The sequence below is a fragment of the Streptomyces shenzhenensis genome (assembly GCF_021462265.1).
In the GTDB taxonomy this organism is placed as follows: domain Bacteria; phylum Actinomycetota; class Actinomycetes; order Streptomycetales; family Streptomycetaceae; genus Streptomyces; species Streptomyces shenzhenensis.
In genome coordinates this window covers 293,040-308,105 of record NZ_JAJONF010000001.1, presented here as the reverse complement: position 1 = coordinate 308,105, position 15,066 = coordinate 293,040, and the positions used below count along the sequence as shown (strand labels likewise).

Sequence of the window (15,066 nt, the reverse complement as noted above, 5' to 3'; positions counted from 1 at the left end):
GCGTCGGACTGACGACCAACGTAACCCGCGATGACCTTTGGTTCGCAGTTCAGCTCGGGGGCGCGGGGCGCCCCCCGGCCGCTCGAAGCGTTCTACTTCTTCGCGTCGGCCCAGGCGTGCTGCTGGGCCACGTCCGCCTTGACCTCCGCCAGTTGTACCGCCACCGCGCTCGGTGCCGTGCCGCCGCGGCCGTCGCGGGAGGCGAGGGCACCCGGGACGTTGAGGACCGTGCGCACCTCGGGGGTCAGGTGGGCGGAGATCTTGGCGAACTGGTCGTCGGTCAGCTCGTCGAGTTCCTTGTTCTCGGCCTCCGCCGCCTTGACGCACTCGCCGGCCACCTCGTGTGCGACGCGGAACGGCACGCCCTGCTTGACCAGCCACTCCGCGATGTCGGTGGCGAGGGAGAAGCCGGCCGGGGCCAGTTCCTCCATGCGCTCGCGGTTGACGGTGAGGGTGGCCATCATGCCGGTGAAGGCCGGGAGCAGGACCTCCAGTTGGTCGCAGGAGTCGAAGACCGGCTCCTTGTCCTCCTGGAGGTCCCGGTTGTAGGCGAGGGGCAGCGCCTTGAGGGTGGCCATGAGACCGGTGAGGTTGCCGATCAGGCGGCCGGACTTGCCGCGGGCCAGCTCCGCGATGTCGGGGTTCTTCTTCTGGGGCATGATCGACGAGCCGGTGGAGAACGCGTCGTGCAGGGTCACGAAGGAGAACTCCTTCGTGTTCCAGATGATGACCTCCTCGGCGATACGGGAGAGGTTCACGCCGATCATCGCGGTGATGAAGGCGAACTCCGCCACGAAGTCGCGGGAGGCCGTGCCGTCGATGGAGTTGCCGACGCTGCCGTGCTCGAAGCCGAGGTCGGCGGCGACCGCCTCCGGGTCCAGGCCGAGGGAGGAGCCCGCGAGGGCGCCGGAGCCGTACGGGGAGACCGCCGTGCGCTCGTCCCACTGGCGCAGCCGCTCGGCGTCCCGGGACAGGGCCTGGACGTGGGCCAGGACGTGGTGGGCGAAGAGGACCGGCTGGGCGTGCTGGAGATGGGTGCGGCCGGGCATCGCCACGTCCGGGTGGGCCTCGGCGAGGCCGATCAGGGCGTCCTGGAGGTCGGCGATCAGGCCGCCGATGGTGCGGGCGTGGTCCCGCAGGTACATCCGGAAGAGGGTCGCCACCTGGTCGTTGCGGGACCGGCCGGCGCGCAGCTTGCCGCCGAGGTCGGGGCCGAGCCGCTCCAGGAGACCGCGCTCCAGAGCGGTGTGGACGTCCTCGTCGGCGATCGTGCCCACGAAGGATCCGCCGGCGACATCGGCTTCGAGCTGGTCGAGGCCGGCGATCATGCGCTGGAGTTCGTCCTCGGTGAGCAGGCCCGCCTTGTGCAGCACGCGCGCGTGGGCACGCGAACCAGCGATGTCGTAGGGCGCGAGCCGCCAGTCGAAGTGGACGGACGCGGACAGTTTCGCCAGGGCCTCGGCGGGACCGTCGGCGAAACGCCCGCCCCAGAGCCGTACGTCACCGCTGTTGCTGCTCACTTGCGTTGCTCCTAGAGAGGGTTGACGGGTAGCCGGGATCCTTGCAGATCCAGGCGAGGTCTGCGTCGGGCTATGCCCGCGGCTGACGCCGCGCCGCGATCTTCGACGAGAGGCTGTAGATGTCGATGAAGCCCTTGGCCGCGGCCTGGTCGAAGGTGTCGCCGGTGTCGTAGGTGGCGAGGTTGAAGTCGTAGAGGGAGGCCTCGGAGCGGCGGCCGGTGACGACCGCGAGGCCGCCGTGCAGGGTCATCCGGATGTCTCCGGTGACGTGCTGGTTCGCCTCGTCGACGAACCCGTCCAGGGCGCGCTTGAGCGGGGAGAACCACTGGCCGTCGTAGACGAGTTCGCCCCAGCGCTGCTCCACCTGCCGCTTGTAGCGGGCGAGTTCACGCTCGACGGTGACGTTCTCCAGCTCCTGGTGGGCGGTGATGAGCGCGATCGCGCCAGGGGCCTCGTACACCTCGCGGGACTTGATGCCGACGAGACGGTCCTCGACCATGTCGATACGGCCGACGCCCTGGGCACCCGCGCGCTCGTTCAGTTCCTGGACCGCCTGGAGCACGGTGACCGGCCTGCCGTCGATCGCGACCGGGGCGCCCGCCTCGAAGGTGACGACCACCTCGTCGGCCTCGCGCGGGGTGGCGGGGTTCTGGGTGTACTCGTAGATGTCCTCGATCGGGCCGTTCCAGATGTCTTCCAGGAAGCCGGTCTCGACGGCGCGGCCGAAGACGTTCTGGTCGACGGAGTACGGGGACTTCTTGGTGGTCGCGACCGGGAGGCGCTTCGCCTCGCAGAAGGCGATGGCCCTGTCGCGGGTCATCGCGTAGTCACGGACCGGGGCGATGCAGGTCAGGTCGGGGGCGAGGGCGACGATCCCGGCCTCGAAGCGGACCTGGTCGTTGCCCTTGCCGGTGCAGCCGTGGGCGACCGTCGTGGCGCCGTGCTTGCGGGCCGCGGCGACCAGGTGCCTGACGATGGCCGGCCGGGAGAGGGCGGAGACCAGCGGGTAGCGGTCCATGTAGAGGGCGTTGGCCTTGATCGCCGGGAGGCAGTACTCGTCGGCGAACTCGTCCCTGGCGTCGGCGACCTCCGCCTCGACCGCGCCGCAGGCCAACGCGCGCTTGCGGATGACGTCCAGGTCCTCGCCCCCCTGACCGACGTCCACCGCGACGGCGATGACCTCGGCGCCCGTCTCCTCGGCGATCCAGCCGATGGCGACGGAGGTGTCCAGCCCGCCGGAGTAGGCGAGTACGACGCGCTCGGTCATGGTTCCCTCCTCACATACAGCCGCTATGCATGAGTATGCAGAGCACTGCATGATTCGTCAATCCGGCGGGTTCTCCCGGCGGACGCAAAAAAGGTTTGAACAAACGAAACCGCTTGCCCGTACCCATCCCTGAACGCTGGCGCCGCGTTGGTAAACCCATCTCTGACCCGAGTGAGGCATCCGCATGTCCAGGGCTCTTCCGAAGTACAACAAGCGTCGTGTCGTGCTCATCGGCGGTGCCGCCGCCGTGGCCCTGTCCGGCGCGGTCATCGCCGGTTCGGCCCTCGCCGGTACGCCCGGTGGCAGCAGTGGCACGAACAACGCGCGCACCTTCGCCGCCTCGCCCGGCACCATCACCTGCCCGGACGTCGCCTCCAAGCTCCCGGCGATCCCCGCCTCCGCGCAGGCGGAGGTCTCCCGCAACCTCACGCTCCTGCAGACGCAGATCCAGGAGGCCAACAAGCGGCTGGTCGACACGGTGGGCCAGGGTGGCCCGAACTTCGTGAACAACGCGATCCTCGGTCCCCTCAAGGACAAGCGCGTGGCGACCGTCAACCGGATCGCGACCGCGATCGGCCGTACGGCCGCCAAGCCGGCCGGCCTGGACTCGCTGGCGCCGTGCGCCCTGAACGCGGGCGGAACCGGCACGAACACGGGCGGCGGTACGGCGACGGGCACCGGCTCCGCCGCGCCGGGCACGGCCGCGACCCAGCAGCAGTCCACGGGCAGCACCGGCGGCACGAACAACAGCGCCGTGGGCACCATCACCTGCCCGGACGTCGCCTCCAAGCTCCCGGCGGTCCCCGCGTCCGCGCAGGCGGAGGTCTCCCGCAACCTCACCCTGCTCCAGACGCAGATCCAGGAGGCCAACAACCGGCTCCAGAGCACGGTCGGCCAGGGCGGCCCCAACTTCGTGCAGAATGCGATCCTCGGCCCGCTGACGGACAAGCGGAAGTCGACCATCGACCGCATCGTCATCGCGATCGGCCGGACGTCGGCCAAGCCCACCGGCCTGGACTCCCTGGCCGCCTGCACGCTCACCAAGTGACGTGACAGGCAGCTGCGGCCGCCCCGTGTACAGCGCCGGCCGGGGCGGCCGCAGTGGGGCCTGTCCGGATCGCGGAATTCGTTAGACGTGCGAAGTAAGTGCGCCGATAATTTCCAGGTATGGGAAAGACCTATGAGCGCATCGACGGCAGGCTCCGCACGTTCATCGAGGAACAGCCCCTGTTCTTCACCGCCACCGCCCCGCTCGCGGGCGACGGCACGGTCAACCTCTCCCCCAAGGGCCTCAAGGGCTCCTTCGCGGTGCTCGACGAACTGACGCTCGCCTACCTGGACTTCGCCGGCTCCAACGCCGAGACCGTCGCCCATCTGCGGGAGAACGGCCGCATCACCCTGATGTGGTGCGCGTTCCAGGGCCCGCCGAACATCGTGCGGGTGCACGGCCGCGGCGAGGCGGTCTTCCGCGACGACCCGCGCTTCCCGGAACTCCTCACCCGTTTCCCGGACATCGACCCGGCCCCGCACGGCCTGCGCGCGATCATCGTCGTGCACGCCGAACTCATCCGGGACACCTGCGGTTACGCGGTCCCCTACATGGCGTACGAGGCCGACCGCGAGCTGCACGGGAAGCGCTTCGCACGCGAGGACGACGCCTCGCTGAGCGCGTACTTCGAGAAGAAGGACCACATCGCGGTGAGCCTGGACGGCCTACCCGGGCTGCCACTGCCGCTGCCTCCGTCTACCGTCTGAGCCATGCGTCCAGGCGTCGTCACCCTTGTCTCCGCGTCCCTGCTGCTGCTCGGTGCGGCACCGGGGGCCGGGGATCCGCCACCGCTGCCCGCCCGGATGGCCGACACCGGCGGCGGCAGCCAGCTGATCACCGCGGAGGCCCCCGCACTGGGCTCGACCTCGGGGACCCTGACCTGGTGGGAGCGGCGGGACGGGGCATGGGAGCGGGTGGGGTCGGCCGCCGCGCGGTTCGGCGCGAAGGGGCTGGTCGAGGGGGCCGAGCGCAAGCAGGGTACGAACACGACGCCGACGGGGCTGTACGACCTTCCGTTCGGCTTCGGCATCCAGGCGGCGCCGGCCGGGACCGCCGTCGAGTACCGGCCGGTGACGGCGGACTCGTGGTGGTGCCAGGACAACGACTCGGCCTCCTACAACCGCTGGGCCGAGCCGCTGCCCTCCGACTGCCGGGCCGCCGAGTCGGAGAAGCTGTCGTCGTACGGGACGCAGTACGGGTACGCGCTGGTGATCGGGTTCAACTACCGGCAGCCGGTGCGGGGGCGGGGGGCCGGAATCTTCCTGCACGTCAACGGGGCGGGTGCCACCGCGGGGTGCGTGTCCGTGCCGGAGGACGCGATGCGGCGGATTCTGCAGTGGGCGGATCCGGGGAAGGCGCCGCACATCGCTGTCGGGACGGTGGGCGGGGACACGGGGCTCACCCGGTACTGAGGTCGCGGTCGCGCCGCAGGGGCGCGCGACGTGGTGGCGGGTGCGGGCCGTCCTGGGCTGGACGCGCCCACGCGGCGGAGCCGCGCATCGATACCGCCCCCGCGAGCCTTCTAGGCAGTAGCAGTTGCCGCCAGCCTCACGGTGAATGTCGTCGATCCTGGAGTGCTCTCCAGAACCACCTTCCCACCATGCGCCTCCACCACCGCCGCCACGATCGACAGGCCCAGCCCCGCTCCGCCGCCGGGAGCGTCCGCGCGGCGGCGGTGTTCGGCCCGGGTGAAGCGTTCGAAGACGCCCGGCTGGATGTCCTTCGGGACGCCGGGGCCGTCGTCGTGGACCTGGAGGACCGCTGTACGGCCCTCCGTTTCCAGGGTCACCGTCACCTTCGTGCCGGCCGGTGTGTGCAGCCGGGCGTTGGCCAGCAGGTTGGCCAGGACCTGGTGCAGGCGGTGGGTGTCGCCGGTCACCGTCACGGGTTCCTCGGGGAGGTCCAGGGTCCAGCGGTGGTCGGGGCCCGCGGCGCGGGCGTCCGTGACCGCGTCCAGGATCAGGTGGGTGAAGTCGACCGGTTGGCTCTCCAGGGGGCGGCCGGCGTCCAGGCGGGCCAGCAGCAGGAGGTCGTCGACCATCTCACCCATGCGGGAGGACTCGGCGGTGATGCGCTGCAGGGCCCGGGTGATCTCGGGGGGTACCGGGCCCGGGTGGAGCAGCGCCAGTTCCGCGTGGCCGCGGACAGAGGCGACCGGGGTGCGCAGCTCGTGGCTGGCGTCGGCCGCGAAGGTGCGCAGGCGCTCCTCGCTGGCGTGGCGTTTGGTGAGGGCGTCCTCGACGTGGCGCAGCATGCGGTTGAAGGCGGTGGCCATCCGGCCGACCTCGGTGCGGGGGTCGGACTCCGGGGCGCGGGGTGGCAGGGCCACCTCGCCGCTGGCGAGCGGGAGCTCGCTGACCCGGGTGGCCGTGTCCGCGACGCGGCTCAGCGGGCGCAGGGACCAGCGGACCCAGAGGGCGCCGGCCACCCCGGCCACGGCCAGGGCCAGGCCGAAGACGGCGGCGGAGACCAGTTCCAGGCGGTGCACGGCGGCCCGTACCGGCTCCAGGGGCAGTCCGATGATCAGGACGTCGCCGTCGCGGCCCGCCCAGGCCAGCAACCGGTAGCCGCCGATCGAGGCGAGGCGGACCGAGTGGCCACGGCCGTCCGCCGGCAGTCCGGCGAGGGCCGCGCGGTCGCGGGCCGTGAGGCCGACGGTCAGGTCCGGGTCGTCGTCGGCGGGGATGAGGGCCGCGTTGGTGACCTGCCCCTTCACCAGGCGGGCGCCGAAGGTGCCGGCGGCCTGGCGGCGGGTGTCCCCGTGCTCGTCGCCGTCCCGGTCGCTGGGCCTGAACTGCCCGTGTTCGAGGGACTCCGGGAAGCTCGCGCCGGTCTGCTGGAGCTGCTGGTCGAGGCGGCCGGTGAGAAAGCCGTTCAGCTCGATCACGGCCGCGACGCCCACCGCCGCGCAGCTCACCGCGAGCAGCACGACCAGGCCCGTGATGAGGCGGGCGCGGAGGGTGCGGGGGCGGGGCAGGTGCCGGAGCCGTCGTAGCAGGTTCATTTGGTCACCGGTTTGAGGACGTACCCGGCGCCGCGGACCGTGTGGATCATGGGCTCACGGCCCACGTCCACCTTTTTGCGCAGGTAGGAGATGTACAGCTCGACGACGTGGGCGCGGCCGCCGAAGTCGTAGGACCAGACGCGGTCGAGGATCTGCGCCTTGCTGAGGACGCGGCGCGGGTTGCGCATCAGGAAGCGGAGGAGTTCGAACTCGGTCGGGGAGAGCTCGATCAGCTCGCCGGCCCGGGTCACCTCGCGGGCCTCCTCGTCCATGGTCAGGTCGCCGACGACCAGCCGGGGGCCGTCCTCCTCCTGCTGGCGGGCCATGCCGGCCCGGCGCAGCAGTCCGCGCAGCCGGGCGACCACCTCCTCCAGGCTGAAGGGCTTGGTGACGTAGTCGTCGCCGCCCGCGGTGATGCCGGCGATGCGGTCCTCGACGGCGTCCCGGGCGGTGAGGAAGAGCACACATACGTCCGGCTTGACCCCGTGCAGCAAGCGGAGCACGGCGAAGCCGTCGGTGTCCGGGAGCATCACGTCCAGAACCACCGCGTCCGGCATCAGCTCCCGGGCCGCGGTCAGCGCACCGGCACCGTCGCCGGCCGCGCGGACCTCCCAGCCCTCGTAGCGCAGGGCACCGGTGAGGACCTCCGCGAGGTCGGGGTCGTCGTCGACGACGAGAACGCGGAGCGGGGTGCCGTCAGGGCGAGTGAGGGCGGGGCGGCCGGAGCGGGTCGTGTTCATCGCGTCTACCAGCATCCCTCCTTCCGGAAGCAAGGAGTGGCCCCGTGCGCTCTGAGTTTCCTCTGAGCCGGTTCAGACGGTGCCGCTTCAGAAGGTGCTCAGAAGTTCGGGCGGCACAGTGGCGGCCTGACCGGAGAAAGGACACGACTCATGACGACCGTGGACGAACGGAGTACGGCACGTGCCGTCCCCGTGGCCACGCGCCGCTCCCCCGCGGGTGCCGTGCTCGCCCTGCTGTGGGCCGGTGCGGCGGCCGTGGTCCTGCTGTGGTGGTCGGACACCGGCTCCGTCGTGGGTTCGGCGGGCTGGCTGACCGGTGCCGGGCGGATCGCCGGCCTGCTGTGCGGATACTCCTGCGCGGTGCTCGTCGGCCTGATGGCCCGGGTGCCGCTGCTGGAGGTGCGGGTCGGCTCGGACCGGGTCGCCCGCTGGCACGCGATGGCCGGCCGGTACACGGTGTGCCTGCTGGTCGCCCACGTCGTGCTGATCCTCGCCGGGTACGCGGCCCAGGACCGCGCCTCGATCGTGCACGAGACGGTGACCGTGGTCCTGGACTACCCCGACATGCTCAAGGCGACCGCCGGCACGGTGATCCTCTTCGCCGTCGGCATCACCTCGATGCGCGCGGCGCGCCGCCGTACCAGCTACGAGTTCTGGTACTACGTCCACCTGCTCACCTACGCGGCCGTCTTCCTCGCCTTCTTCCACCAGCTGACGCTGGGCAACGACTTCAACGGCAAGCCGGTCGCCACCGCCTTCTGGTACGCGCTGTACCTGGGGGTCGCCGCGCTGGTGCTGTGGTTCCGGATCCTGGCGCCCGTGCGGCTCAACCTGCGGCACCAGCTGCGGGTGCACTCGGTGCAGAAGGAGGCGCCCGGCGTGTACTCGGTCGTCATCCAGGGCCGGCGGATCGGGGAACTGGGCGCGCAGGCCGGGCAGTTCTTCCGCTGGCGGTTCTTCGGCGGCGACGGCATGGGCCGCACGTCGACTCCGTACTCCCTGTCCGCGCCGCCGCGCGGCGACCTGCTGCGCATCACGGTCAAGGCACTCGGCGACCACAGCACGGCGGTGGCGCTGCTGCGCCCGGGCACCCGGGTGTGGGCCGAGGGCCCGTACGGCGCCCTCACCGCGGACCGGGCGAGCAGCCACCGGACCCTGCTGATCGCGGCCGGCGTCGGCGTCACGCCGCTGCGGGCGCTCTTCGAGACCCTGCCCGGCGACGTCACGCTGCTCTACCGGGCACGGACCGCCGAGGACCTGGCGCTGGGCAGCGAGCTGGAGGCGATCGCGCGCTGGCGCGGGGCCCAGGTGCTGTACGCGCTCAACGGCCCGCGGGGCGAGCGCCCCGCCCTGACCGCGGAGTCGCTGCGGGCGAACTTCCCGGGCCTCGCCGGCTACGACGTGTACATCTGCGGTCCGCACCCCTTCGCCCAGGAACTGTACGGGGCGCTGCGCGCCGCCGGGGTGCCCGACCGCCGTATCCACCACGAGTCCTTCGAACTGTGAGGCCGCTGCCGTGCACGCACTGAACAAGAACCGTCCTCTGCGCCGCGTCATGCTGGCGAGCGCCGCGACCGTCTCCGGGATAGTGATGCTGCTGGCGCTGAAGCCGCACACCGCCCCGACGGTGATCACCGATTCGGCGGCCCCCGCCCCGTCGGTCGGTTCCAGCGCCTCGCCGGGCGCGAGCAGCGGGTCCGGCAAGTCCGGCACGTCCAGCGGGTCCGGCAAGTCCGGGAGCAGCAGCACCGCCACCAAGACCGTCACCGGGAACACCGTCCAGACCCGCTGGGGCCCCGTCCAGGTGAAGGTGACCATCAAGAACGGCAAGATCACCGACGTCACGGCGGTGCAGTACCCGTCGGAGAACCCGCGGGACCAGCAGATCAACGACTACGCCCTCCCGCAGCTGCGCAGCGAGGCGCTGGCGGCACAGAGCGCGAGCATCGACACGGTCTCCGGGGCCACCTACACCAGCGAGGGGTACCAGCAGTCGCTCCAGTCGGCACTGGACTCCGCGGGTCTCTGAACACTCGGGCAGTACGGCACGTATCTGTGGGCCAAGGGTCAATTCCCTACGGAGGAACCCGTGACCACCACGCTCGCAGGCGGACGTGCCGCCCGCCGACAGACGATGCGCCGCATCCGCCCGCGCCGCTCCCCGGCAGTTCCGCTGCTGCTCGCCGTATGGGCGGGCGCGGCGGCCGTGCTGTGGCTGTGGTGGGACAACACACCGTCCATCGCCGACCAGAACGGCAAGATCCTCAACGCGGGCCGGATCACCGGCCTGCTGGCCGGCTATCTGATGGCTCTCGTGGTGCTCCAGATGGCCCGGGTGCCCGCGCTGGAGCGGCGGGTCGGCTCCGACCGCGTCGCCCGCTGGCACGCGATGAGCGGCCGCTACACGCTCTGCCTGGTCTTCGCGCACGTCTTCCTCATCATGTGGGGCTACGCGCTGCAGGCCGGCAAGACGCTCAACGACATCGTCCAGCAGACCGTCGACTCCGTGAACCAGCTCCCCGACATGGGCAAGGCCGCCATCGGGACCGGCCTGTTCGTCGTCATCGGCCTGACCTCGATCGGCCCGGTGCGGCGCAGGATGCCGTACGACACCTGGTACCACGTGCACCTGCTCACCTACGCGGCGGTGTTCCTGACCTTCTGGCACCAGATCACCACCGGCAACGACTTCGCCCTCACCCCAATGGCCAAGACGTTCTGGTACGGGCTGTACGGCGCGGTCACCGCGCTGGTGGTCTGGTACCGGATCCTCACCCCGATGCGGCTCAACCTGCGGCACCGGATGCGGGTCGAGGCGGTCATCGAGGAGACGCCGGGTATCGTGTCGGTGCTGATCGGCGGGCGCAAGCTGCACCGGATGGGCGCGGAGGCCGGCCAGTTCTTCCGCTGGCGGTTCATGGCACCCGGGATGCGGTTCAGCTCGCACCCCTACTCGCTGTCGGCGGCGCCTCGCCCCGACATGCTGCGGATCACCGTCAAGGCGATCGGCGACCACAGCGCGCGGCTGCGCGAACTGCGGCCCGGGACCAGGGTGTGGGCCGAAGGACCGTACGGGGCGATGACCGCGTCCCGGCGCAGCCGCGGCAAGGTCCTGCTGGTGGCGGGCGGCGTCGGGATCACGCCGATGCGGGCGCTGTTCGAGACGCTGCCCGGCGCCGCGGGCGACCTGACCCTGCTCTACCGGGCCAACACCACCCAGGACCTCGCCCTCTGGGACGAGCTGTCCAAGATCGCCAAGGAGCGCGGGGCCCGGCTGATGTACGCGGTCAACAGCCCGGAGGGCGAGCGGCCGGACATCTCCGCGGAGAACCTCCAGCGGAAGATCCCGGACATCGACGACCACGACGTCTTCATGTGCGGCCCGCCCGGGTTCGCACAGGGCGTGTACGAAGCACTGCGCGGCGCGGGGGTGCCCGCCCGCCGCATCCATCACGAGTCGTTCGAGATGTGAGCGACGGGACCACACGGGAATCCAGGGAATCGGGAGTTCGGGAACGATGAGGAAGACTCACCCCATCAGGCGTGTGGTGCTGGCCACCGCGGCGACCGTGTCCGGTGTCGTGCTGCTGCTGTCGCTGAAGCCGTCGTCGGACCCGACGTCCACGTCGGCGGCCGGCGCGGCACCGTCGGCCGCGGCGGCCGGGCAGGCGTCGCCGCAGGGCGGCACCGGGACCGCCGGGGCCACCACGGTGGACGGCGACGCGACCCAGACGCAGTACGGGGTCGTCCAGGTCCGGCTGACCGTCGCGGGCGGGAAGATCACCCAGGCCCAGGCGATCCAGGCGCCCAAGGGCGGCACCAGCGACCAGAAGACCGCGCTGTCGGTGCCGCAGCTCAACAAGGAGACGGTGGCGGCGCAGAGCGCGAACATCGACTCGGTCTCCGGGGCGACGTACACGAGCACCGGCTACAAGCAGTCCCTGCAGTCGGCGCTGGACAAGCTGAAGAAGGCGAGCGCGTCTTCGTCGGGCTCCTCTTCGTCGGGCTCCTCTTCTGGCTCCTCTTCCTCGGGCTCGTCCTCGTCGTCGGGGTCCGCGCAGGCACAGGCCAAGACGGTGACCGGGCAGGTCGCGCAGACCCAGTACGGGCCGGTCCAGGTCCGGATCACCGTCTCCGGCGGGAAGATCACCAAGGCGGAGGCGGTACAGGCGCCCAGCGGCGGCCTCAGCGACCAGAAGACGGCGCTCTCCGTCCCGAAGCTCAACCAGGAGGCGGTGGCGGCCGGCAACGCCACCATCGACTCCGTCTCCGGGGCCACCTACACCAGTACCGGCTACAAGCAGTCCCTGCAGTCGGCGCTGGACCAGGCCGGTGGCTGAGGCGGTGGCGGAGTCCGCGGAGGCTCCCGCCGCGGTGCGTCACGCGGAGGAGGTCATGGGGACCGTCTTCTCCTTCGACGTCCGCGGCGAGGATCCGGCCGCCGTGCGGGCGGCCCTCGACGAGGCGGTCGCCGGGCTGCACCGGGTCGACGAGGTGTTCAGCACCTACCGCGAGGACAGCCAGGTGTCCCGGCTGGCGCGGGAGGAGATCGGCGTCGCCGAGTGCGATCCCGAGGTCGCCGAGGTGCTGGAACTGGCGGCCGAGGCGGAACGGGTGAGCGACGGCTGGTTCAGCACGCGCTACCGGGGGCGGCTCGATCCCACCGGGATCGTCAAGGGCTGGTCCGTGGAGCGGGCGGCGCTCACGCTCCGGCGGGTGGCCGGGGTCAGCGGGGTGAGCGTGAACGGCGGCGGGGACGTCCAGATGTTCGGCGCGCCCGAGCCGACCCGCGCCTGGCGGGTGGGGATCGCCGATCCGCTGCGGCCGGGTGGGCTGGCGGCGGTGATCTCGGCGGCGGGGGTCGGCGAACTGGCGGTCGCGACGTCGGGGACGGCGGAGCGGGGCGCGCACATCGTCGATCCGCGGACCGGGAAGTCGGCCGTGACGGATCTGGTGGCGGTGACGGTGGTGGGGCCGCGGCTGACGTGGGTGGACTGCTGGGCCACGGCGGCGTTCGCGATGGGGTCGCGGGCCGGGTTGGCGTGGCTGGAGTCGCTGCCCGACGTGGAGGGGTTGCTGATCACCGCGGGGGACGAGGTGCGGTGCACCGGGGGGCTGGCCGCGCGTCTGGGCTGAGGCGGGGGGTGGGGACCCTCACCGGCGCTCGCCGGGTGCCCCCAGGCCCTTGAGGCACTGGGGGAGGCACGACTGCCCGCGGCTGTATGAGACACGGCTGGGCAGCGCGCCCCAAAGGGGCCCGGGGCTGTGTCAATGTGCGGCTCCGCCGCGTGGGCGCGACCAGCCCCCACCGGCGCGCAGACGTAGAACACGGCCGCAATGTTTTCTGATTCGTCCCGAAAAACGCCATCCGAACTCCCTCCCCGGCCGTACCCCCTGTGAAGCAATTTCCGGGAGGAACACCATGGCCGTCTTCAGCAACCTGATGCCGTTCAGGCATCGGGACCACGACCACCACTCGTCCGACCACGGTCACGACCACGGCGACCGCCACGGTCACGGCCGCGACCACGACGACGACCGCCACGGTCACGGTCACCGGCACGACCGGGACGACCACGACCGCTACTGACCACATCCGAAGGCTGAGCGGGCCGGCGGCCGAGGCGGCCGGCCCGTCCGGACGGCCGTTTCCGAGGAACCCCTCATGGCGCATGTGCTGCGGCGTCTGCTGTCGGCCGGCGACCCCTCAGACACCGTCGTCGCGGCCGCTCCCCCGGTCCCGCCGCGCGAGGTCTTCCGGCGGTTCTGGCCGTACACCCGCGGCGGCCGCCGCTGGCTCGTGCCGCTCGTCCTGCTGAGCCTGACCGCCCCGGCGGTCGACGCGGCGGAGCTCTGGCTCTTCAAGCTCGTCGTCGACGACGTGCTGGTGGCGCGGCAGCTGCGGCCCTTTCTGTGGATCGCCCCCGTCTACCTCGGCCTCGTCCTGTGCTCCGGCGCCCTCGGCTTCGCCGACGACGTGACGTCCACCTGGGTCGGCGAACGCTTCCTGCTCACGCTGCGTTCCGAGGTGTTCCGGCACGTCCAGGGACTCTCGCTCAACTTCTTCGAACGCCGGCGGCTCGGGGACGTGCTGTCCAGGATCACGGGCGACGTCGACGCGGTGGAGGCGTTCCTGCTCTCCGGCGTCGCGGACGCCCTGTACTACGTGATCCGGCTGGCCGTGTTCCTCGGTCTGCTGTTCTACCTCCGCTGGGACCTCACCCTGCTCGCCCTGGTCGTCGTACCGCTGTTCTGGGGCGCGGCCCGGCACTTCTCGCGGCTGATCAAGGACGCCTCACGGGAGCGCAGGCGGCGCGGCGGGGCGCTCGGCGCGATCGCCGAGGAGACGCTGGGCAACGTCGTACTCGTGCAGGCGTACAACCGGCAGGCATGGGAGGCGCACCGGTTCGAGCGGGAGAACGCCGGCAGGTTCCGGGCGGCGATGGCCTCCGCGCGGATCCACGCGGTGTACGAGCCCGCGGTCGAGTTCGTGGAGGTGACCGGCGGCCTCGCGGTGCTGGCCCTGGGCACCTGGAAGCTGGCCCAGGGCCAGCTCACGCTCGGTGGCCTGCTGGTCTTCCTCGCGCTGATCGGCAAGCTGTACAGCCCGGTCCACGGGCTGTCCGGGCTCGGCACCACGTTCTACGCGGCCTCGGCCGCCGCGGAACGGATCATCGAACTGCTCGACGAGCGGCCCCAGGTGACCGAGGCGGCCGGGGCGCGGCGGCTCCGCCGGGCGCGAGGTGCGGTGGAGTTCGACGGGGTGTGGTTCCGCTATCCCGGTACGACGGACTGGGCGCTGTCGGACGTGTCGTTCCAGGCGGCTCCCGGCCAGACGCTGGCGCTGGTCGGGACGAGCGGGGCGGGCAAGTCCACGGTCGCGAAGCTGCAGTTGCGGTTCTACGACCCGGACCGGGGTGCGGTCCGTCTCGACGGGACCGATCTGCGCGAGCTCAGCCTGTCCGACGTCCGGGAGAACGTCGCGGTGGTGCTGCAGGAGACGCTCGTCTTCCATGGCACCGTGCGGGACAACATCGCCTACGGCCGGCCGACGGCCACGCAGGCGGAGATCGTCGCGGCGGCGCGGGCCGCGGACGCCCATGAGTTCGTCGAGCGGCTGCCGGACGGCTACGGCACGCTCGTCGGGCAGCGCGGCCGGACGCTCTCCGGCGGGCAGTGCCAGCGGCTGGCGATCGCCCGGGCGATGATCCGGGACGCGCCGGTGCTCCTTCTGGACGAGCCGACCGCCGGGCTCGACGCCGGCTCGGCACGCCGGATCATGGAGCCGTTGCGCCGGCTCATGGCCGGGCGGACCACCGTGGTCATCTCGCACCAGTTGCTGACCGTCCGGGACGCCACCCGGATCGTGGTGCTCGGCCAGGGCCGGGTGGTCGAGGACGGCGCGCACGCGGAGCTGCTCGGGCACGAGGGGCCGTACGCCCGGCTGCACCGGCTCAGCTCGGGAGCGGTGCTGTCCTGATTCCCGC

At 71.7% G+C, this 15,066-nt stretch carries 14 protein-coding genes; 10 read left to right on the top strand and 4 right to left on the bottom strand.

All coding sequences use genetic code 11. The annotated features are described in order from the left end of the window. Nucleotides 1-92: 92 nt before the first annotated feature. Together argH and LQ326_RS01450 are read right to left on the bottom strand one after the other, a co-directional pair. Complete coding sequence (argH, locus tag LQ326_RS01455; protein WP_234531605.1) at nt 93-1,520, bottom strand: argininosuccinate lyase; 1,428 nt, start codon at nt 1,518-1,520, stop codon at nt 93-95. A 70-nt stretch (nt 1,521-1,590) separates the two neighbouring features. After that, a complete protein-coding gene (locus LQ326_RS01450; protein ID WP_234531603.1) occupies nt 1,591-2,787 on the bottom strand; it encodes an argininosuccinate synthase in 1,197 nt (398 codons plus the stop codon). Between the two features lie 184 nt (nt 2,788-2,971). On the opposite strand from LQ326_RS01450, the gene LQ326_RS01445 reads away from it, so the two are divergent. From LQ326_RS01445 to LQ326_RS01435, 3 genes are all read left to right on the top strand, one after another. Then, a complete protein-coding gene (locus LQ326_RS01445; RefSeq protein ID WP_234531601.1) occupies nt 2,972-3,835 on the top strand; it encodes a hypothetical protein in 864 nt (287 codons plus the stop codon). A 119-nt stretch (nt 3,836-3,954) separates the two neighbouring features. Next, the gene (locus LQ326_RS01440; protein ID WP_234531599.1) at nt 3,955-4,542 is read left to right on the top strand and encodes a pyridoxamine 5'-phosphate oxidase family protein; all 588 of its coding nucleotides are present in this window, start codon (nt 3,955-3,957) and stop codon (nt 4,540-4,542) included. Nucleotides 4,543-4,545: 3 nt separating this feature from the next. Further along, a complete protein-coding gene (locus LQ326_RS01435; protein ID WP_234531598.1) occupies nt 4,546-5,247 on the top strand; it encodes a L,D-transpeptidase family protein in 702 nt (233 codons plus the stop codon). A gap of 110 nt (nt 5,248-5,357) precedes the next feature. Here the strand turns inward: LQ326_RS01435 and LQ326_RS01430 are convergent, their stop codons facing one another. Next, a complete protein-coding gene (locus tag LQ326_RS01430; RefSeq protein WP_234531596.1) occupies nt 5,358-6,839 on the bottom strand; it encodes a sensor histidine kinase in 1,482 nt (493 codons plus the stop codon). Next, nucleotides 6,836-7,579, bottom strand: coding sequence for a response regulator transcription factor (locus tag LQ326_RS01425; RefSeq protein WP_234531905.1), 744 nt, complete (start codon nt 7,577-7,579; stop codon nt 6,836-6,838). Before LQ326_RS01425 ends, LQ326_RS01430 begins: the two co-directional genes overlap by 4 nt. A 150-nt stretch (nt 7,580-7,729) precedes the next feature. Here LQ326_RS01425 and LQ326_RS01420 point away from each other — a divergent pair, with 150 nt between their 5' ends. From LQ326_RS01420 to LQ326_RS01390, 7 genes are all read left to right on the top strand, one after another. Next, complete coding sequence (locus LQ326_RS01420) at nt 7,730-9,085, top strand: ferredoxin reductase family protein (protein WP_234531594.1); 1,356 nt, start codon at nt 7,730-7,732, stop codon at nt 9,083-9,085. A gap of 10 nt (nt 9,086-9,095) precedes the next feature. Continuing rightward, a complete protein-coding gene (locus tag LQ326_RS01415) occupies nt 9,096-9,608 on the top strand; it encodes an FMN-binding protein (RefSeq protein ID WP_234531584.1) in 513 nt (170 codons plus the stop codon). Between the two features lie 60 nt (nt 9,609-9,668). Further along, on the top strand, nt 9,669-11,051 hold the full coding sequence (locus LQ326_RS01410) for a ferredoxin reductase family protein (RefSeq protein ID WP_234531582.1): 1,383 nt from the start codon (nt 9,669-9,671) through the stop codon (nt 11,049-11,051). 46 nt (nt 11,052-11,097) lie between these two features. Next, nucleotides 11,098-11,919: an FMN-binding protein gene (locus tag LQ326_RS01405; protein ID WP_234531580.1), complete on the top strand. Its 822-nt coding sequence runs from the start codon at nt 11,098-11,100 to the stop codon at nt 11,917-11,919. Next, nucleotides 11,912-12,715, top strand: coding sequence for an FAD:protein FMN transferase (locus LQ326_RS01400; RefSeq protein WP_234531577.1), 804 nt, complete (start codon nt 11,912-11,914; stop codon nt 12,713-12,715). Before LQ326_RS01405 ends, LQ326_RS01400 begins: the two co-directional genes overlap by 8 nt. 286 nt (nt 12,716-13,001) lie before the next feature. Then, the gene (locus LQ326_RS01395) at nt 13,002-13,169 is read left to right on the top strand and encodes a hypothetical protein (protein ID WP_234531575.1); all 168 of its coding nucleotides are present in this window, start codon (nt 13,002-13,004) and stop codon (nt 13,167-13,169) included. 75 nt (nt 13,170-13,244) lie between these two features. Further along, nucleotides 13,245-15,059 (top strand): ABC transporter ATP-binding protein, encoded by a 1,815-nt coding sequence (locus LQ326_RS01390; RefSeq protein ID WP_234531573.1) that lies wholly within the window; start codon nt 13,245-13,247, stop codon nt 15,057-15,059. The last annotated feature ends 7 nt before the right edge of the window (nt 15,060-15,066 follow it).